The following is a 14,868-nucleotide window of genomic DNA, read 5'->3' on the forward strand; positions in this document are numbered from 1 at the left end:
GGCCACCGTGGCGACAGGAAGGGCGGAGGCGTCCTACATTCCGCCCGGCAGACCCGGCAGGGAGCGGGGGCGAGGTCGATCTCCGCAGGGCCGCCTTGGTGGTGGCTCGTGGTGAGCAATGCAGGACGGTTTGGGCCGCCGTGGCGACAAGAAGGGCGGAGGCGTCCTACATTCCGCCCGGCAGACCCGGCAGACCCGGCAGACCACACCACCACGACCGGACCTTTGACCGAATCCGTTCCCCAATCGGGGCCGCGGCGGGGTGGTAGTCCGCAGGGAGCACTCCGTGGCGGATCACAGTCACACCCCGAAGTAGACTCGGAGCCATGTCGCAACCCGAATCGATCTCCCTGGCCACCGCTCTCGCCGCGAAGCTCGCTGAAAACCTCAGCGACGTGGTTCTGTGCCCCGGTTCCCGTAACTCCCCGCTTTCCCTCGCCTTGCTGGCACGTACCGATATCCGGGTACATGTCCGCATTGATGAACGCAGCGCCGCATTCCTGGCACTGGGTATGGCTCGGGTGCAACACCGTGCCGTCGGTGTGGTCATGACCTCGGGTACCGCCGTGGCCAACTGTCTGCCGGCGATGGTGGAGGCTGCCCACTCCCATACTCCGTTGGCCATCATCAGCGCTGACCGCCCAGAACGACTGATCGGTACCGGTGCCTCCCAGACCATTCAGCAGCAGGGGATCTTCGGCTCCTTCGCGGAGAGCACCCAACTCAATGACATCAGCGACCTCGGCCTGGTGGATGAGGCTTTCCGGGCGAATGCGCAGGTCCACCTCAATGTCGCCTTCGATAACCCCCTGGTGGGTTCGGAGTTGCCGGTTACCGGGCAAGAGGTCACCCGGGTGGCGGCAGCCGGTCATTTCATCGATCACGGTGAACTCGAACTGGATCTCAGTCTGGACACTCTGGTCATCGCCGGTGACGAGGCTTGGCAGGTACCGGGACTGGAGGATGTCCCCACGATTGCGGAACCCACTGCACCGGCGCCCTATCATCCAGTGCATGCGCTGACTGCCGGGGTCTTCGCCCATGAACAGATCTCGGCCAATGATTATGTCGTCAACACCAAGCCCAAGCAGCTGGTGGTGGTCGGCCACCCGACCCTGCACCGCGAGGTCCTGGCGCTGATGGCTGACCCGGAGATCGAGTTGACCCTGCTCTCCCGCACCGCGCAGTTCACTGACCCGGCCGGCAACGCCACCCGCCGCGGCAGCTCCGTGAAGGTGACCGGCGCGCCGAGCAAGCAGTGGATCAAGATCTGCCAGGGTGCGGCTGAACTGGGGGCAGGGGCCGTGCGCGAGATCCTCGAGGTCACGGACTACGGCTTCACCGGCCTGCATGTGGCCGCCGCAGTGACTGACACTCTCGGCATCGGGGATACCCTGCTGCTGGGATCCTCCAATCCGGTGCGTGACGCCAGCTTGCTGGGCATGCCCTTTGACGGGGTGGACACCTATGCTCCCCGCGGTGTCGCCGGTATCGACGGCACCGTGTCCCAGGCCGTCGGCGTGGCGCTGGCCACCCAGGCGTTGCACCCGACCGAACTCCGCGCCCCTCGCACCGTCGCCCTGATCGGTGATGTGACTTTCCTCCACGACATCAATGGTCTGCAGATCGGCCCGGCGGAGCGCCGTCCGGAGAATCTCACCATCGTGGTCGCCAATGATGATGGCGGTGGCATCTTCGAGAGTCTCGAGATCGGCGCGCCGGGCCTGCGGCGTGACTTTGACCGGGTCTTCGGCACCCCCCACGAAGCGGACCTCGCCGCACTCTGCGACGGCTACGGGGTCGATCACCGCGAGGTGGGCACGCTGCGGGAACTTATCGACGCCCTCCTCGATACCACCGAGGCGCCTGCCGGTTTCCAGGTAATTGAGGCGAAGACCATCCGGGGCACCCGCCGTGCCCTCCACCAGGCTCTCGAAGACAAGATCGGGCTGTGAGCAGCGTGGCGGCGGGCCCCAGCTACTCCCGGCAGCGGGTGAGGCGTCGACTGCGCCAGCTGGTACTGGCGCTTGCCGCACTGGCAATGCTGGGGACCTTCGGCATGGTCGGTGGGGCTTTCCTCAATGACCGGAGCATCGAATCCGATCCAGGGCGGGCACTAGCGGTGGTCACCGGAGTCGGGGCCCTGCGCACCACCGTGGACTTCCAGGATGAGGAGGGCATTTACCATGCCCCCTCGACCGGACTGCTCTATCCGACCGGCCTGGGGGAGGGACAGCGGGTATGGGTGAACTATGCCAAATCAGATCCTGATCTGGTCAAGGTGGAACACCGAGAGTGGACCTTGTCGATCATCCCGGCGTTGAGCGTGGGATTCTGGGTGCTGGTGGTCACTGGAATCCTCTGGTGGGCTGTGAATTTTTCCACAAGGCCTAAGATGAAATCTGAGGAGACTGATACCGCCGGATAAGACACCGCAGTTCACCAAAGCTTCTCGAGAAGTCAACTTGGAACTAGGTTCGTTTTAGTCTGAATCGGAGAGGATATTGCGTATGCGAGTTGCGATCGTTGCGGAATCATTCCTGCCCAATGTCAATGGCGTCACCAACTCGGTGTTGCGGGTGCTCGAGCACCTTCACCGGGAAGGGCACCAAGCCATGGTGATTGCCCCCGGTGCCCGGGACTTCGAGGAGGAGATACCCTCCTATCTCGGTTTCGAGATTGTCCGGGTCCCCACGATCAAGGTGCCGCTGGTCAACTCCCTGCCGGTGGGCGTACCCACTGCCTCAGTTGCGCTGGCACTTCGTAGTTTCCAGCCCGATATCATCCACCTGGCCTCTCCCTTCGTGCTCGGCGGGGCAGGTGCTTTCGCTGCCCGCCAGCTGCGGATCCCGGCGGTGGCGCTCTTCCAGACCGATATCGCCGGCTTCTCCACTCGATATCATCTGGCGGGCTTGGTCTCCGCCATCTGGGAGTGGACCCGCACCATCCACAACATGTGCCAGTTGACTCTCGCCCCCTCCTCGCTCACCATCGCGGATCTCGAGGCACATGGCATCAACAATATCCAGCACTGGGGTCGGGGAGTGGACACCGTCCGGTTTGACCCTGCCAAGCGCAACCCCGGCCTCCGTCGCCGCTGGAACCCGGACGGCCGCAAGAAGATCGTCGGCTTCGTCGGACGTTTGGCCGCCGAGAAGGGCGTCCACCGTCTGGCGGCGCTTTCCGGGCGCGAGGATATCCAGCTGGTCATTGTCGGCGATGGCCCGGAGCGCATTATCCTCGAGGAATTGATGCCGGATGCGGTCTTCACCGGAGCCCTCGACGGCGAGCGGCTCGCCGAGGCTTATGCCACCCTGGATCTCTTCGTCCACGCCGGTGAATTCGAGACTTTCTGCCAGGCCATTCAGGAGGCGCAGGCTTCTGGAGTGCCCACCATCGGTCCCCGTGCCGGTGGCCCGGTTGATCTCATCACCGATGACTACAACGGCCGCCTGCTCACGGTAGACACCTTCAGCCAGGACCTGCCGGCCGCCGCCGAGTACCTGCTCGATGATTCCCGCCATGCACAGCTACGCAGCAATGCGCGTGAGGGTGTGGCGGACAAGACCTGGGAGGCACTGGGGGAACAGCTGCTGGGCTATTATAGTGCGGTTTTGGAGGAAGCCCGCCGGGTTCCGCTGACGTTCTTCGGACCACTTCCGGAACTGCCGATGTGGGCGACCCGTGCCCTCGGCGGCCGTTCCAGCTAGCCTCACCTAGACTGAGAGACTGTGGCTAAGGCATCCCTTGATAAGAAACCCTTCGACGTCGCGTCAATGTTCGATGCCGTCGGGGAAAAATACGATCTCACCAACAGCATCCTCTCCTTCGGGCAGGACCGCGCGTGGCGCAAGAAGGCCCGTGAACGGCTGAATCTGAAGCCCGATGAAAAGGTGCTCGACCTGGCGGCCGGTACCGCGGTCTCCACCGTGGAGCTGAGCAAGTCCGGTGCCTGGGTGGTGGCCTGTGACTTCTCCCAGGGCATGCTCGCCGCTGGCCGGGAGCGTGACGTCCCCAAGGTGGTTGGCGATGGTATGCAGCTGCCCTTCGCGGATAACAGCTTCGATGCGGTGACCATTTCCTATGGTCTGCGCAATATTCACGATTACCGCGCCGGCCTGCGTGAGATGGCCCGGGTGACCAAACCAGGAGGCCGACTGCTGGTCAATGAGTTCTCCACCCCGACCGTGCCGGTCTTCGGCACGGTCTACAAGGAGTACCTGATGCGGCTGCTGCCGAGGGTGGCTCGGGTGGTCTCATCCAACCCTGAGGCCTATGAATACCTCGCGGATTCCATCCGGGAATGGCCCGGTCAGGAGGGGCTGGCCCACGAGATCAACCGCAGTGGCTGGTCCCAGTGTGGCTGGCAGAATCTGACCTTCGGCATCGTGGCCATTCACTCGGCGATCAAGCCCGCGGACTAGGAATCAGTAGCGCTCCACAGGGGGGTGTCCTTGCGTACCGCAGACACCACCCGGCCCGCTGTCCGCCAGAGCCGGGCCATCAGGTCTCGGTCTTCATCGGTGACCAGATTGCCCATCAGCCGGGCTGCAGCGGGCATCAGGGTCGCGCTTACCGGGCCGCGCAGGCCCAGTGGGCCTACCAGCGGCAAAAATGCCGGATAGGTCAGTAGTCGAGCAGCGGTACGGGCCAGCAGGAAGGCCTCACCGTAGTGGGCCCGGAGCACCTCCGGCCACAGCAGGGTGAAATCCTTGCCGCCTGCCCCATCAAGCAGGTTCACCGCCAGTGCAGCGGTCTCCATGCCGTAGTCGATGCCCTCACCATTGAGAGCATTGACGCAGGCCGCGGCATCGCCAAGCAACATCCAGTTTCGACCGGCGACATTCGAGACCGCGCCGCCCATCGGCAGGAGCGCAGAAGCGACCTCGCGAGGCTCCCCGAGCCCCCAGTCGCCGCGCTGTTGATCGGCGTAGAAGTGCAGTAGCTTCTTGGTGTTGATCTTTGCCGGACGGTCATCGGTGGACAGTGCCCCGAGGCCCAGGTTCACGTCTCCGTCGCCCAGCGGGAAAATCCAGCCATAACCAGGTTGAACAATGCCCTCGGCGTCGCGGAGCTCCACGTGGGAATGCATCCACGGATCATCCGAACGCGTTGATGAGCAGTAAGAGCGCGCGGCGATGCCGTAGACCTCGCCGCGGTGCCACTGCCTACCCAGTAATTTGCCGAAGGTGGAGCGGACACCATCAGCAACCAGGACATACTTAGCGGTGACCTCCACCTCCCCGGAAGCGGTGGAAATACGGACGCGCTCCAGCCGCGCCCCGGTGAATTCCGCTCCCGTGGCGGTGGCACCCTGCCACAGCTGCACCCCGCGGTCGACCGCGGCGTCGACAAGCAGGGCGTCGAAAAGCGTGCGCGGCATCGCCGAGCCGACCGTTCCATAATGGCCTTCGGGCCAGGGGGCGGTCACCGAACCGCCATATCCGTGCAGCTTGAGACCCCGGTTCCGGTGATATGCCGTCACTTCATGAGCAAGGCCGAGTTGCTGCAGCTGATGCACCGCGCGGGGGGTCAGGCCATCACCACAGGTTTTGTCACGGGGGAAAGTGGCGGCATCAATGAGCAGGGTCTCGAACCCGGCATCTGCGGCGTATAAGGCGGCAGTGGAGCCGGTCGGCCCAGCCCCGATCACGAGGACATCTACGTGCTGGTTCTGAACACTCACCTGCCCATTGTCGCACCACTGGCGGGACACGCATGACCCCAGGGTGTCCCGTCACTGCGGTTTGGACTACGGTTAAACGCGAACTCCTACTGGATAATTCCTTCGTCGATCATCATCAGGTCACACCGGAATCTTAGCTGAGCTGCAAGGACACCCACACATGAGCAACGGTCACACCACTCCTCCGCGTCCCTTCGGACACCGGGTGGAGCCAGAACTGACCGACGCAGGCTCAGGTGGGGTCGATCTCGGCGATCCCGCGCTCACCCTCAAGATCAGTGAGGGGATGACCCAGGTCGAATCCCTCATGCGCGGCGAACTCGCCCGGGGTGAGGACTTTCTGGTGGACAAGGTGCTGCACCTGGCCCGCGCCGGCGGCAAGCGCTTCCGGCCGATGTTCGCGCTCCTGGCCGCACAATATGGTGAACATCCGGACAGCGATGATGTGATCAAGGCCGGTGCTGTGGTGGAGATCGTCCACCTGGCGACCCTCTATCACGATGACGTGATGGACGAGGCTGATCGCCGCCGGGGCGTGGAATCAGCGAACCAGCGTTGGTCCAACTCTGTGGCCATCCTCGCCGGTGACATCCTGCTGGCGCATGCCTCCAAAATCATGTCCGAACTGGGCGCCGCCACCGTCGCCCACTTCGCCGAGACCTTCGGGGAACTGGTCACGGGGCAGATGCGTGAGACCATCGGCGCCCGCGATGAAGACCCCATTGAGCACTACACCAAGGTCATCCGCGAGAAGACCGGTGTGCTCATCGCTTCCGCCGGATACCTCGGTGCCCTCCACGGCGGTGCCACGGAGGACCAGATCGATGCGCTCAAGCGCTACGGTTCGGCTATTGGCATGGTCTTCCAGATCGTCGACGACATCATCGACATCTTCTCCGACCCCGAGGATTCCGGAAAGACTCCGGGCACCGATCTCCGTGAGGGAGTGTTTACCCTCCCGGTGCTCTACGCCATGGAGGAAGACAACCAGGTGGGTGCCGAACTGCGTGAGCTGCTCACCGGCCCCGTCACCGATGACGCCACCGTCGACCGCGTCCTCACCCTGCTTTCTGGTTCCACCGGCCGCGCCCGCGCCCTGGCGGATATCCAGCTCTATCTCGCAGAAGCAGAGGAGCAGCTTGACCGGTTGCCGCAGAACAACGTCACCGTAGCCTTGCGCACGCTGGCCGAGTTCAGTGCCCGCCGCATCGGTTAGTACTGCTGCGGTCTGAGCTCAATGCGCTGAGCGATTAGGCGGTTGGCCTGCTGATTTGCGGTATCCAAGCAAATACCTCTAAAGTAGTGAATCGCGCCAGACAATGACGCAATGCCAGATTGCCCGAGCGGCCAAAGGGAGCGGACTGTAAATCCGCCGGCTCAGCCTTCGAAGGTTCGAATCCTTCATCTGGCACCAGATCAGAGCCCATCCGAGAAATCGGATGGGCTCTTTTGGTATTTCCAAGTCGTGAGTCTCGGCTCCTGCTGTGTTGTGGCGATCCGGGGCCGGTGGTGCGGGCTTGTCTCATGCCCGCCTGGGTGGAGGACTCCAGGAAACCCCAGGGGCCCAGGAGGGGCGTTGGGGCGGACTTGATGCGGGGATCGGCCAATGGGGCCAGTCAGCCTTCGATATCGATGCCAGGGGGCGTTCTGGGGCCGTTTCTGGGGGAGGGGTGAATCAGCGGAGGCCTGTGGGGGCGGTAACCCCCGCCCGGCCTGCCCCGGCACTCCTGGCGGGCAGCGGCCCCCTTGCCTCATTCGGGAGTGGGGCCCGTGAGCTCACGCGGTATCGGACGCCGTTCGCGGTCCCCAGCGCCCCAGCGCCCCAGCGCCCCAGCGCCCCAGCGCCCCAGCGCCCCAGTGGCCCAGTGTCCCAGTGGCCCAGTGTCCACAGCGCGCCAGTGCGGCCCGCGGACAAGTCCCTCGCGGGGCCGGGACCGTTAATCGAAGCTGGATCCGGGAATCGGAACCGGGAATCACGGATGGGGAATCTTGGCCCAGGAACTACGGGTCCACAGGTGCTCTTCGGCATGAAGTGAAGTCCGGTCCGGAGTAGGGCGCATGAAATCTTTGAAAAACCATTAACTACCTGGCGATTTGTGTTTGAAATGGGTCTCGGGTTAATCTTTTGGAGGTCGCAACGAGCGGGGCTCACAGAAATAGAGCCCCAGCCACAGAGCGACTATGCCCCCTTAGCTCAGTCGGTAGAGTGTCTCCATGGTAAGGAGAAGGTCAACAGTTCGATTCTGTTAGGGGGCTCTGTTGTTTGTCTCACGCGATTGCGGAGGCGGAACACTTGGCGATGTAGCTCAGCTGGTGAGAGCGCACGACTCATAATCGTGAGGTCGAGGGTTCGATCCCCTCCATCGCTACTGGGACAAAGGCTGGCATCATCTACGGTCTGGAACCGGAAGACGGTGCCTTTTTTATTTCCCAACCTTCGCCAGGGGGTTATTTTCCTCAGGATATTTCTTCTCTGGTAGGGTAGTCTAGGTCTTCGTAAATGAAGACCAATAGGGGCGTAGTTCAATTGGTAGAGCAACGGTCTCCAAAACCGTAGGTTGCAGGTTCGAGTCCTGTCGCCCCTGCAAAGTTTTTCAATCTGAGGAGTGCTGTGAGCGAAGATCAGCTGGACAAGGACGGCGTGATTCGCCCGACCGGTAAGCGGCAGCTGGCTGGAGTGTCCTCTACTTCGACCTCCTCCTATGAGGCTAAGCGTCTCGCTCCGGTGCCCAAGGGTGATGATTCGCCGGGTGGCTCCGTCAAGACTTTCCTTCCTGAGGTGATCTCGGAAGTTCGTAAGGTTGTGTGGCCCACCACAAAGCAAATGATCACCTACACTCTGGTGGTCTTTGCTTTTCTGATCGTGCTGACCGCTCTGGTCTCCGGTGTGGACTTCCTTGCCGGACTCGGAGTTGAAGCAGTACTGACCCCCTAGGTAGACTCCTAGAAATATAAGTTTTCATCCCGCCGACTCCTTTGAGGGTCGGCGGGATAATTCTTTGCCGTCCCGCAGGTAAGATGGTGACCCAGACATCTCGGTCGCCCCGCTGCGGGAGTTGACGGACGACCATGAATTAGTTTGGGAGAAACCATGAGCGACGAGAACAACACCTCCGAGGAGCTTTCCTTGGAGACCACTGAGCAGGCCACCGGGCAGGCCACCGACCTGGATTTCGCGCAGGCCGCTGAGACTGCCCTCGCGGAGGCGGAGGCCAACCCGGCCGATGTTCCTGAGGCTGACACCGCCTCCTTCGAGGAGGATGCCGCAGCTGCGGCTGAGGCAAGCACCAGCACCGCCGATGAAGTTGATCCGGCCACCGCGGCAGCTGCTGCGGCTCTCGGTGACACCGAGGACCTGGATGCTGAGGCCGCCCACAAGAAGCGTCTGCGTGAGTACACCCGCGAGCTGAAGAAGCTGCCGGGCCAGTGGTACATCATTCAGTGCTATTCGGGTTATGAGAACAAGGTGAAGACCAACCTCGACATGCGTGCCCAGACCCTCGAGGTGGAGGACTCCATCTATGACGTGGTGGTGCCGATCGAACAGGTCGTTGAGATCAAGGACGGCAAGAAGAAGCTCGTCAAGCGCAAGCTGCTGCCGGGCTACGTCCTGGTCCGGATGGACATCAACGACCGTTCCTGGTCCGTCGTCCGTGACACCCCGGGTGTCACCAGCTTCGTGGGCAACGAGGGCAACGCCACCCCGGTCAAGCACCGGGACGTCGCGAAGTTCCTGATGCCGGCTGAGAGTGGTGCGGCCGGTGAGGCTGCCGCTGTGAACGCTGAGGGTGAGAAGCTCGTGGCGATGCCGGATGAGCAGTCCAAGCCGAAGAACCAGATCGACTTTGAGGTCGGCGAGGCGGTCACCATCCTCACCGGTGCCCTGGCTTCCGTTTCCGCCACCATCTCCGCAATTGATCCGGACTCCGGCAAGATCCAGGCCCTGGTCTCGATCTTCGGCCGTGAGACCCCGGTGGAGCTCACCGCCGATCAGGTGGAAAAGCTCGCCTGATACCTCATCCGAGGACAAGCTGCAGCCCGTCGCCCCATGTTTTTTGGTGGGTGGCGGGCTGCTGTGTACTCTGGTAAAACGCGTGCCGATTTCGACATGCTCAAAAACATTCATCCCCGGTGGCCGGTACACGCGAAGATCTCAGTCGAATGAGGCTGGTAGCGGGTCCCGGAATCCGGACGGGGGAGCGACATCATCGTGGCGCTGCCTCGGTATCAAGGGAAGTAGGTAATTCGATGGCTCCGAAGAAGAAGAACAAGAAGGTTTCAGGCTTCATCAAGCTGCAGATCCAGGCTGGCGCAGCTAACCCGGCACCGCCGGTTGGCCCGGCACTGGGTGCCCACGGCGTCAACATCATGGAATTCTGTAAGGCTTATAACGCCGCAACCGAATCCCAGCGTGGCAGCGTGATCCCGGTTGAGATCACCGTCTACGAGGACCGTTCCTTCACCTTCAAGCTGAAGACCCCGCCGGCAGCCAAGCTGCTGCTGAAGGCCGCTGGCCTGCAGAAGGGTTCCGGTGTCCCGCACACCAACAAGGTCGGTTCTGTCACCATGGCGCAGCTCAAGGAGATCGCAACCACCAAGAAGGAAGATCTCAACGCCAACGATATCGACGCTGCGGCCAAGATCATCGCCGGCACCGCTCGCTCCATGGGCATCACCGTCGAGGGTTAATTCCCCCTCGATAATCCGCACAACCGTGGCAGGGCCGGCTCCGGCCCGCACCACAAGATTCCAGAAAAGGATATCCGCAAATGAGCAAGAACTCCAAGGCTTTCAAGGCTGCTGCTGAGCTGGTTGACCAGTCCAAGATGTACACCCCGATCGAGGCTGCTGCCCTGATCAAGGAGACCTCCTCCAAGAACTACGATGCTTCCGTGGATGTTGCCATCCGCCTCGGCGTTGACCCCCGCAAGGCTGACCAGCTGGTCCGCGGCACCGTCTCCATGCCTAACGGCACCGGTAAGGTCGTCCGCGTCGCCGTCTTCGCCGCTGGCGAGAAGGCTACCGAGGCTGAGGCTGCAGGCGCTGACTTCGTCGGCACCGACGAGCTCGTCGCCAAGATCCAGGATGGCTGGACCGACTTCGACGTCGCCATCGCCACCCCGGATCAGATGGCCAAGATCGGTCGCATCGCTCGCGTCCTGGGCCCCCGTGGCCTGATGCCGAACCCGAAGACCGGCACCGTCACCAACGACGTCGCCAAGGCCATCAGCGAGGTCAAGGGCGGCAAGATCTCCTTCCGCGTTGACAAGGCCTCCAACCTGCACGCCTCCATCGGCAAGGCATCCTTCGATGCCAAGGCACTGGCTGAGAACTACGGTGCCCTGATCGATGAGCTCAACCGCATCAAGCCGTCTTCCGCCAAGGGTTTCTACCTGAAGAAGATCACCCTCTCCTCCACCTCTGGTCCGGGCATCCCGGTCGATACCCACGTGCAGAAGAACTACACCGGCGAAGAAACCGCTTAATAGTGGTTACTGCTTAATCGCAGCGCTTCACCGCACCAGGCGACGTCACCTCCTCCCTCACCGGGGCGAGGGGCGTCGCTTTTTGCATGGCTAAGGTAGGGGCATGTCACGCGCGGTCATTATCGGATCAGGTCCCAACGGGCTCACTGCCGGGGCGCTGTTGGCTCGGGCGGGCTGGCAGGTTGAGGTCTATGAGGGGCATCACGCCGCTGGTGGGGCGGCCGCCTCAGCACCGGTGCTGGGGGAGGGGACGATCAGTGATCTCGGGGCGGCGGGCCATCCTTTCGGTGTAGCCAGCCCGGCCTTCCATGCGCTGGATCTGGCGAGCCACGGGCTGAGGTGGGCGCATTCCCGCTATCCCATGGCACATCCCCTGGATGAGGGCAGGGCAGCGTTGCTGCACCGCAGTGTGCCTGACACCGCAGCGGGACTCGGGGTGGACGGGAAGAACTGGCGGCGGCTGCACTCCGGGATTACTGAGCGTATCGACGCCCACCTGGCCAACCTGCTGGGACCCCTCACCCGCATCCCGCCGCACCCGCTGGAGCTACTGAAGTTCGGGCCGCCGGCCCTGCTGCCCGCACAGCTGCTGGCCCGGGCGGCCTTCCGAACCGAGGAAGCCAGGGTGTTGTTCGCGGGATCTGCGGTCCATGCGATTGCCGCCCCCTCGCAGCCGATGACCGCCGCCTTCGGGCTGCTCTTCGGGGCGTTGGGGATGAGCCGCGGCTGGCCGGTGGCGCTCGGTGGGAGCCAGGCGATCGTCGATGCCCTGGTCAAGGTGCTCAGTGATCACGGCGGGGTGATCCACACCGGGCACCGGGTCACGGATCTTCGGGAGTTCGCGGCGGCGGATGCCGTGATCCTCAATCTCACCCCACGTCAGGTGCTGCAGCTGGAGGGCGTGGACTTGGGCGCGGTGCTCAAGCACCGGATGCGCACCTGGCGCTACGGTACCGCCTCGCACAAGCTGGATATCCTGCTCGATGCTCCCATTCCCTGGGCGAACCCGGAGGTGGGGGAGGCCACCACTGTGCATGTCTGTGGCAGTGCCGCCGAGATTCAGCAGGCGGAGGCACAAGCTGCCGCTGGCCAGCTCCCGGAGCGCCCCTTCGTGCTGGTCTGTCAACAGCAGGTGGCGGATCCGAGCCGGGCCGGGGAGGACCGGACGGTGGTCTGGGCCTATGCACATGTGCCCCAGGGGGTCGTCGATAAGCGGGTGCGGGAGCGGATCCTCGCCCAGATTGAGCGCTTCGCCCCGGGATTCCGGGGGCGCATCCGCCGCATTGTCGAGCACACTCCGGGCGATCTGGAGTCCTGGAATCCGAACCTGGTCGGTGGCGATGTCGCGGGTGGGGCCACCACCGGGCTGCAGGGGGTGCTGCGTCTGCCTCATCGGTTGGGGCCGAAGCTGTATCTGGCTTCTGCCTCGACCTCGCCCGGCGGTGGGGTGCACGGGATGCCCGGGTGGTGGGCGGCGCAAGCGGTGCTGCGAGCTTAGGGACCTGAACCCCGGGATCCTGGGGAGCGGAGCATCGCTTTCAGCGCCACATGAAGGGAGTCTCATCTGAGATTCATGGGGGATTCATCACGGTCAACGATGCTGAAATGGTCAGCGAATCCACAGCAGTTCCCAAGGAGCATCCCGCCCATGTCAGCGACCTCACCCACCGGCATCCCGCCCAGAAGTTCCAGACCCCGCGCCGTCATCGTCGGCGCCGGTCCCAATGGACTGACTGCTGCCGCCTATCTGGCGAAGGAGGGCTGGGAAGTTGATGTCTTTGAACGCAACGACCGGCCCGGCGGTGCGGCAGCTTCCGCTGATCTCCTGGGGGAGGGAACCATCGTCGACCTCGGGGCAGCCGGGCACCCCTTCGGCGCCGCCAGCCCGGCATTCCGGGAACTGCAACTGGAACAGCACGGCCTGGAATGGCTGCACCCGACCTACCCGATGGCACACCCCCTGGAGGGACAGCCCGCGGCGTTGCTGCACCGTAGCCTCGATGCCACCGTCGAAGGCCTCGGCCGGGACGGTGCCGCCTGGCGAAGAGTGCACGGCGATCTCGTCGAGCACATCGATGAGCACCTGGAAAATCTCCTGGGGCCGATGCTGCGATGGCCGGAGCATCCGCTGCGGCTGGCTCGATTCGGTGCGCTGGCGGCGTGGCCCGCCCAGATCGCAGGTAGGGCGTTTTTCGCTGAGGAAGCCACCCGGGCACTTTTCGCGGGCTCTGGGGTGCACGCGATCACCCCGCCAGCTCGCCCTTTCACCGCGGCCTTCGCGATGCTCTTTGGATCCCTGGGGATGTCCAGCGGCTGGCCGGTGGCCCGCGGCGGATCCCAGGGGGTCGTTGATGCACTGCTCGCCGTGCTGACCCACCACGGGGGTCGCCTCCACACCGGAGTTGAGGTCACTGACCTGCGTTCCCTGCCCCCGGCTGAGGCCACCATCCTCAATCTCACCCCGGCCCAAGTGCTGCGGCTCCGCCACACGAACCTGACTCCCCGGGTGCGTCGTCGGCTGGCCGGCTGGACCTATGGCCCGGGAGCATTCAAGGTGGACTACCTGCTTGATGGCCCGGTGCCCTGGGCTGACGCTCGGGTGCAGGAAGCCGGCACCGTGCATGTCGTCGGGACCGTGGCAGAGATTCAGCACGCCGAGCTGGAGGCCGCCCGGGGTCGGCTGCCGGAGCGCCCCTTCGTCATGGTCTGTCAGCAACAGAGCGCCGATCCCTCCCGGGCCACCGGCCCCGCCGCGGGCAAGCAGGTGCTGTGGGCCTATGCGCACGTACCCAATGGATATCGGGAACCTCGGTCGGGCTTCCTCGCCGAGCGTATCGAATCCCAGATCGAGCGTTTCGCCCCTGGTTTCCGGGACCGGGTGCTCCGCCGGGTGCAGCATAGCCCGGCTGACCTGGAGTCCTGGAACCCCAATCTCATCGGCGGTGATGTCGCCGGTGGCGCCATGAGCGGGCTGCAGTCGCTGCTGCGCCCGGGCGTCACCTTTGATCCCTATCGGCTGGGTGAGAGCGGCCTGTATCTGGCCTCCGGGGCGACCCCACCTGGTGCCGGGGTGCATGGCATGCCCGGCGCCTGGGCTGCCCGCGCCGCGATGAGTGATCTGGTGGGGGCGTAGCAGATGTCCCCGAAACAGGCCCCTGCACCCACCAGCCGCGACCTCGTGGCCCTGGCCGGTTATGCCGCCTTTGCCGCCCTGCTGCTCAGTCCGGTGCGCCACTATGTGGGCCCGATGAAGCAGGTCAACAAGGCCAAGAATGAGCGGGATTCTTTCCCACTGTCAACCTATCCGATGTTCTCCGCGGACCGGCAGGGCCGGGTGACCGTGCCACATGTGGTGGGGTTCACCGCGGCCGGGGAGCGGATCATCCCGCACTATTCCCATTTTGGGGCGGGCGGACTCAACCAGGTCCGTCGGCAGATTTCGAAGGCCATCCGAGAAGGCAGGGCCACCGAGGTCGCCCAGAGCTACGCGGATTCCCTGGCGGCCAATGCTTCTCGACGCCCCGGGGAGACCTTGATCACCGAGGTCTCGGTGGTGCGCTCCCGCTTCCTCTTTAAGGACTATTTCGCCGGTGCCAAAGCACCCGCCGCCGAGTCCGTCCACGCCCGCTGCCGGGTCGGCGGAACCGCGGTGGCCGATCTCGGTGCACCCCTGCTAAAACATCAGGAGAACTGACC

At 63.8% G+C, this 14,868-nt stretch carries 13 protein-coding genes and 4 tRNA genes; 16 read left to right on the forward strand and 1 reads right to left on the reverse strand.

Annotated features, from left to right (window positions below):
- Positions 1–326: 326 nt before the first annotated feature.
- The 4 genes from menD to ACTU46_RS11865 all read left to right on the forward strand — a co-directional run bounded on the left by menD (position 327) and on the right by ACTU46_RS11865 (position 4,424).
- Entirely contained in the window at positions 327–1,955 is a 1,629-nt protein-coding gene (gene menD / locus ACTU46_RS11850; protein WP_443381934.1) for a 2-succinyl-5-enolpyruvyl-6-hydroxy-3-cyclohexene-1-carboxylic-acid synthase, read from the forward strand.
- An 86-nt stretch (positions 1,956–2,041) separates the two neighbouring features.
- Positions 2,042–2,428, forward strand: a complete 387-nt coding sequence (locus tag ACTU46_RS11855; protein WP_443381985.1) for a DUF3592 domain-containing protein — start codon at positions 2,042–2,044, stop codon at positions 2,426–2,428.
- A gap of 82 nt (positions 2,429–2,510) precedes the next feature.
- The gene (locus ACTU46_RS11860; RefSeq protein WP_443381936.1) at positions 2,511–3,710 is read left to right on the forward strand and encodes a glycosyltransferase family 4 protein; all 1,200 of its coding nucleotides are present in this window, start codon (positions 2,511–2,513) and stop codon (positions 3,708–3,710) included.
- Positions 3,711–3,731: 21 nt separating this feature from the next.
- Positions 3,732–4,424, forward strand: coding sequence for a demethylmenaquinone methyltransferase (locus tag ACTU46_RS11865; RefSeq protein ID WP_443381938.1), 693 nt, complete (start codon positions 3,732–3,734; stop codon positions 4,422–4,424).
- Here the strand turns inward: ACTU46_RS11865 and ACTU46_RS11870 are convergent.
- Positions 4,421–5,686: a geranylgeranyl reductase family protein gene (locus ACTU46_RS11870; protein WP_443381940.1), complete on the reverse strand. Its 1,266-nt coding sequence runs from the start codon at positions 5,684–5,686 to the stop codon at positions 4,421–4,423. The genes ACTU46_RS11865 and ACTU46_RS11870 overlap by 4 nt on opposite strands.
- Positions 5,687–5,846: 160 nt before the next feature.
- Between ACTU46_RS11870 and ACTU46_RS11875 the strand changes: the two genes are divergently transcribed.
- The 12 genes from ACTU46_RS11875 (at position 5,847) to ACTU46_RS11930 (ending at position 14,866) form a co-directional block, all read left to right on the forward strand.
- Complete coding sequence (locus ACTU46_RS11875; RefSeq protein WP_443381942.1) at positions 5,847–6,902, forward strand: polyprenyl synthetase family protein; 1,056 nt, start codon at positions 5,847–5,849, stop codon at positions 6,900–6,902.
- 113 nt (positions 6,903–7,015) lie between these two features.
- A tRNA-Tyr gene (locus ACTU46_RS11880) sits at positions 7,016–7,100 on the forward strand.
- 769 nt (positions 7,101–7,869) lie between these two features.
- Positions 7,870–7,942: transfer RNA gene (locus ACTU46_RS11885), tRNA-Thr, on the forward strand.
- A 39-nt stretch (positions 7,943–7,981) separates the two neighbouring features.
- Positions 7,982–8,055 (forward strand) — tRNA-Met (locus tag ACTU46_RS11890).
- Between the two features lie 143 nt (positions 8,056–8,198).
- Positions 8,199–8,271, forward strand: a tRNA-Trp gene (locus tag ACTU46_RS11895).
- A gap of 26 nt (positions 8,272–8,297) precedes the next feature.
- Complete coding sequence (secE, locus tag ACTU46_RS11900; RefSeq protein ID WP_443381944.1) at positions 8,298–8,621, forward strand: preprotein translocase subunit SecE; 324 nt, start codon at positions 8,298–8,300, stop codon at positions 8,619–8,621.
- A 156-nt stretch (positions 8,622–8,777) separates the two neighbouring features.
- On the forward strand, positions 8,778–9,698 hold the full coding sequence (gene nusG / locus ACTU46_RS11905; protein WP_443381946.1) for a transcription termination/antitermination protein NusG: 921 nt from the start codon (positions 8,778–8,780) through the stop codon (positions 9,696–9,698).
- 236 nt (positions 9,699–9,934) lie between these two features.
- Positions 9,935–10,375 (forward strand): 50S ribosomal protein L11, encoded by a 441-nt coding sequence (gene rplK, locus ACTU46_RS11910; protein WP_443381948.1) that lies wholly within the window; start codon positions 9,935–9,937, stop codon positions 10,373–10,375.
- Positions 10,376–10,455: 80 nt separating this feature from the next.
- Positions 10,456–11,172: a 50S ribosomal protein L1 gene (rplA, locus tag ACTU46_RS11915; RefSeq protein ID WP_443381950.1), complete on the forward strand. Its 717-nt coding sequence runs from the start codon at positions 10,456–10,458 to the stop codon at positions 11,170–11,172.
- Between the two features lie 103 nt (positions 11,173–11,275).
- Entirely contained in the window at positions 11,276–12,670 is a 1,395-nt protein-coding gene (locus ACTU46_RS11920; RefSeq protein ID WP_443381952.1) for a phytoene desaturase family protein, read from the forward strand.
- A 150-nt stretch (positions 12,671–12,820) separates the two neighbouring features.
- The gene (locus ACTU46_RS11925; protein WP_443381954.1) at positions 12,821–14,305 is read left to right on the forward strand and encodes a phytoene desaturase family protein; all 1,485 of its coding nucleotides are present in this window, start codon (positions 12,821–12,823) and stop codon (positions 14,303–14,305) included.
- Positions 14,306–14,308: 3 nt separating this feature from the next.
- Positions 14,309–14,866 (forward strand): hypothetical protein, encoded by a 558-nt coding sequence (locus tag ACTU46_RS11930; RefSeq protein WP_443381956.1) that lies wholly within the window; start codon positions 14,309–14,311, stop codon positions 14,864–14,866.
- Positions 14,867–14,868 lie beyond the last annotated feature (2 nt).

This window comes from Corynebacterium sp. A21, assembly GCF_052266655.1.
In the GTDB taxonomy this organism is placed as follows: domain Bacteria; phylum Actinomycetota; class Actinomycetes; order Mycobacteriales; family Mycobacteriaceae; genus Corynebacterium.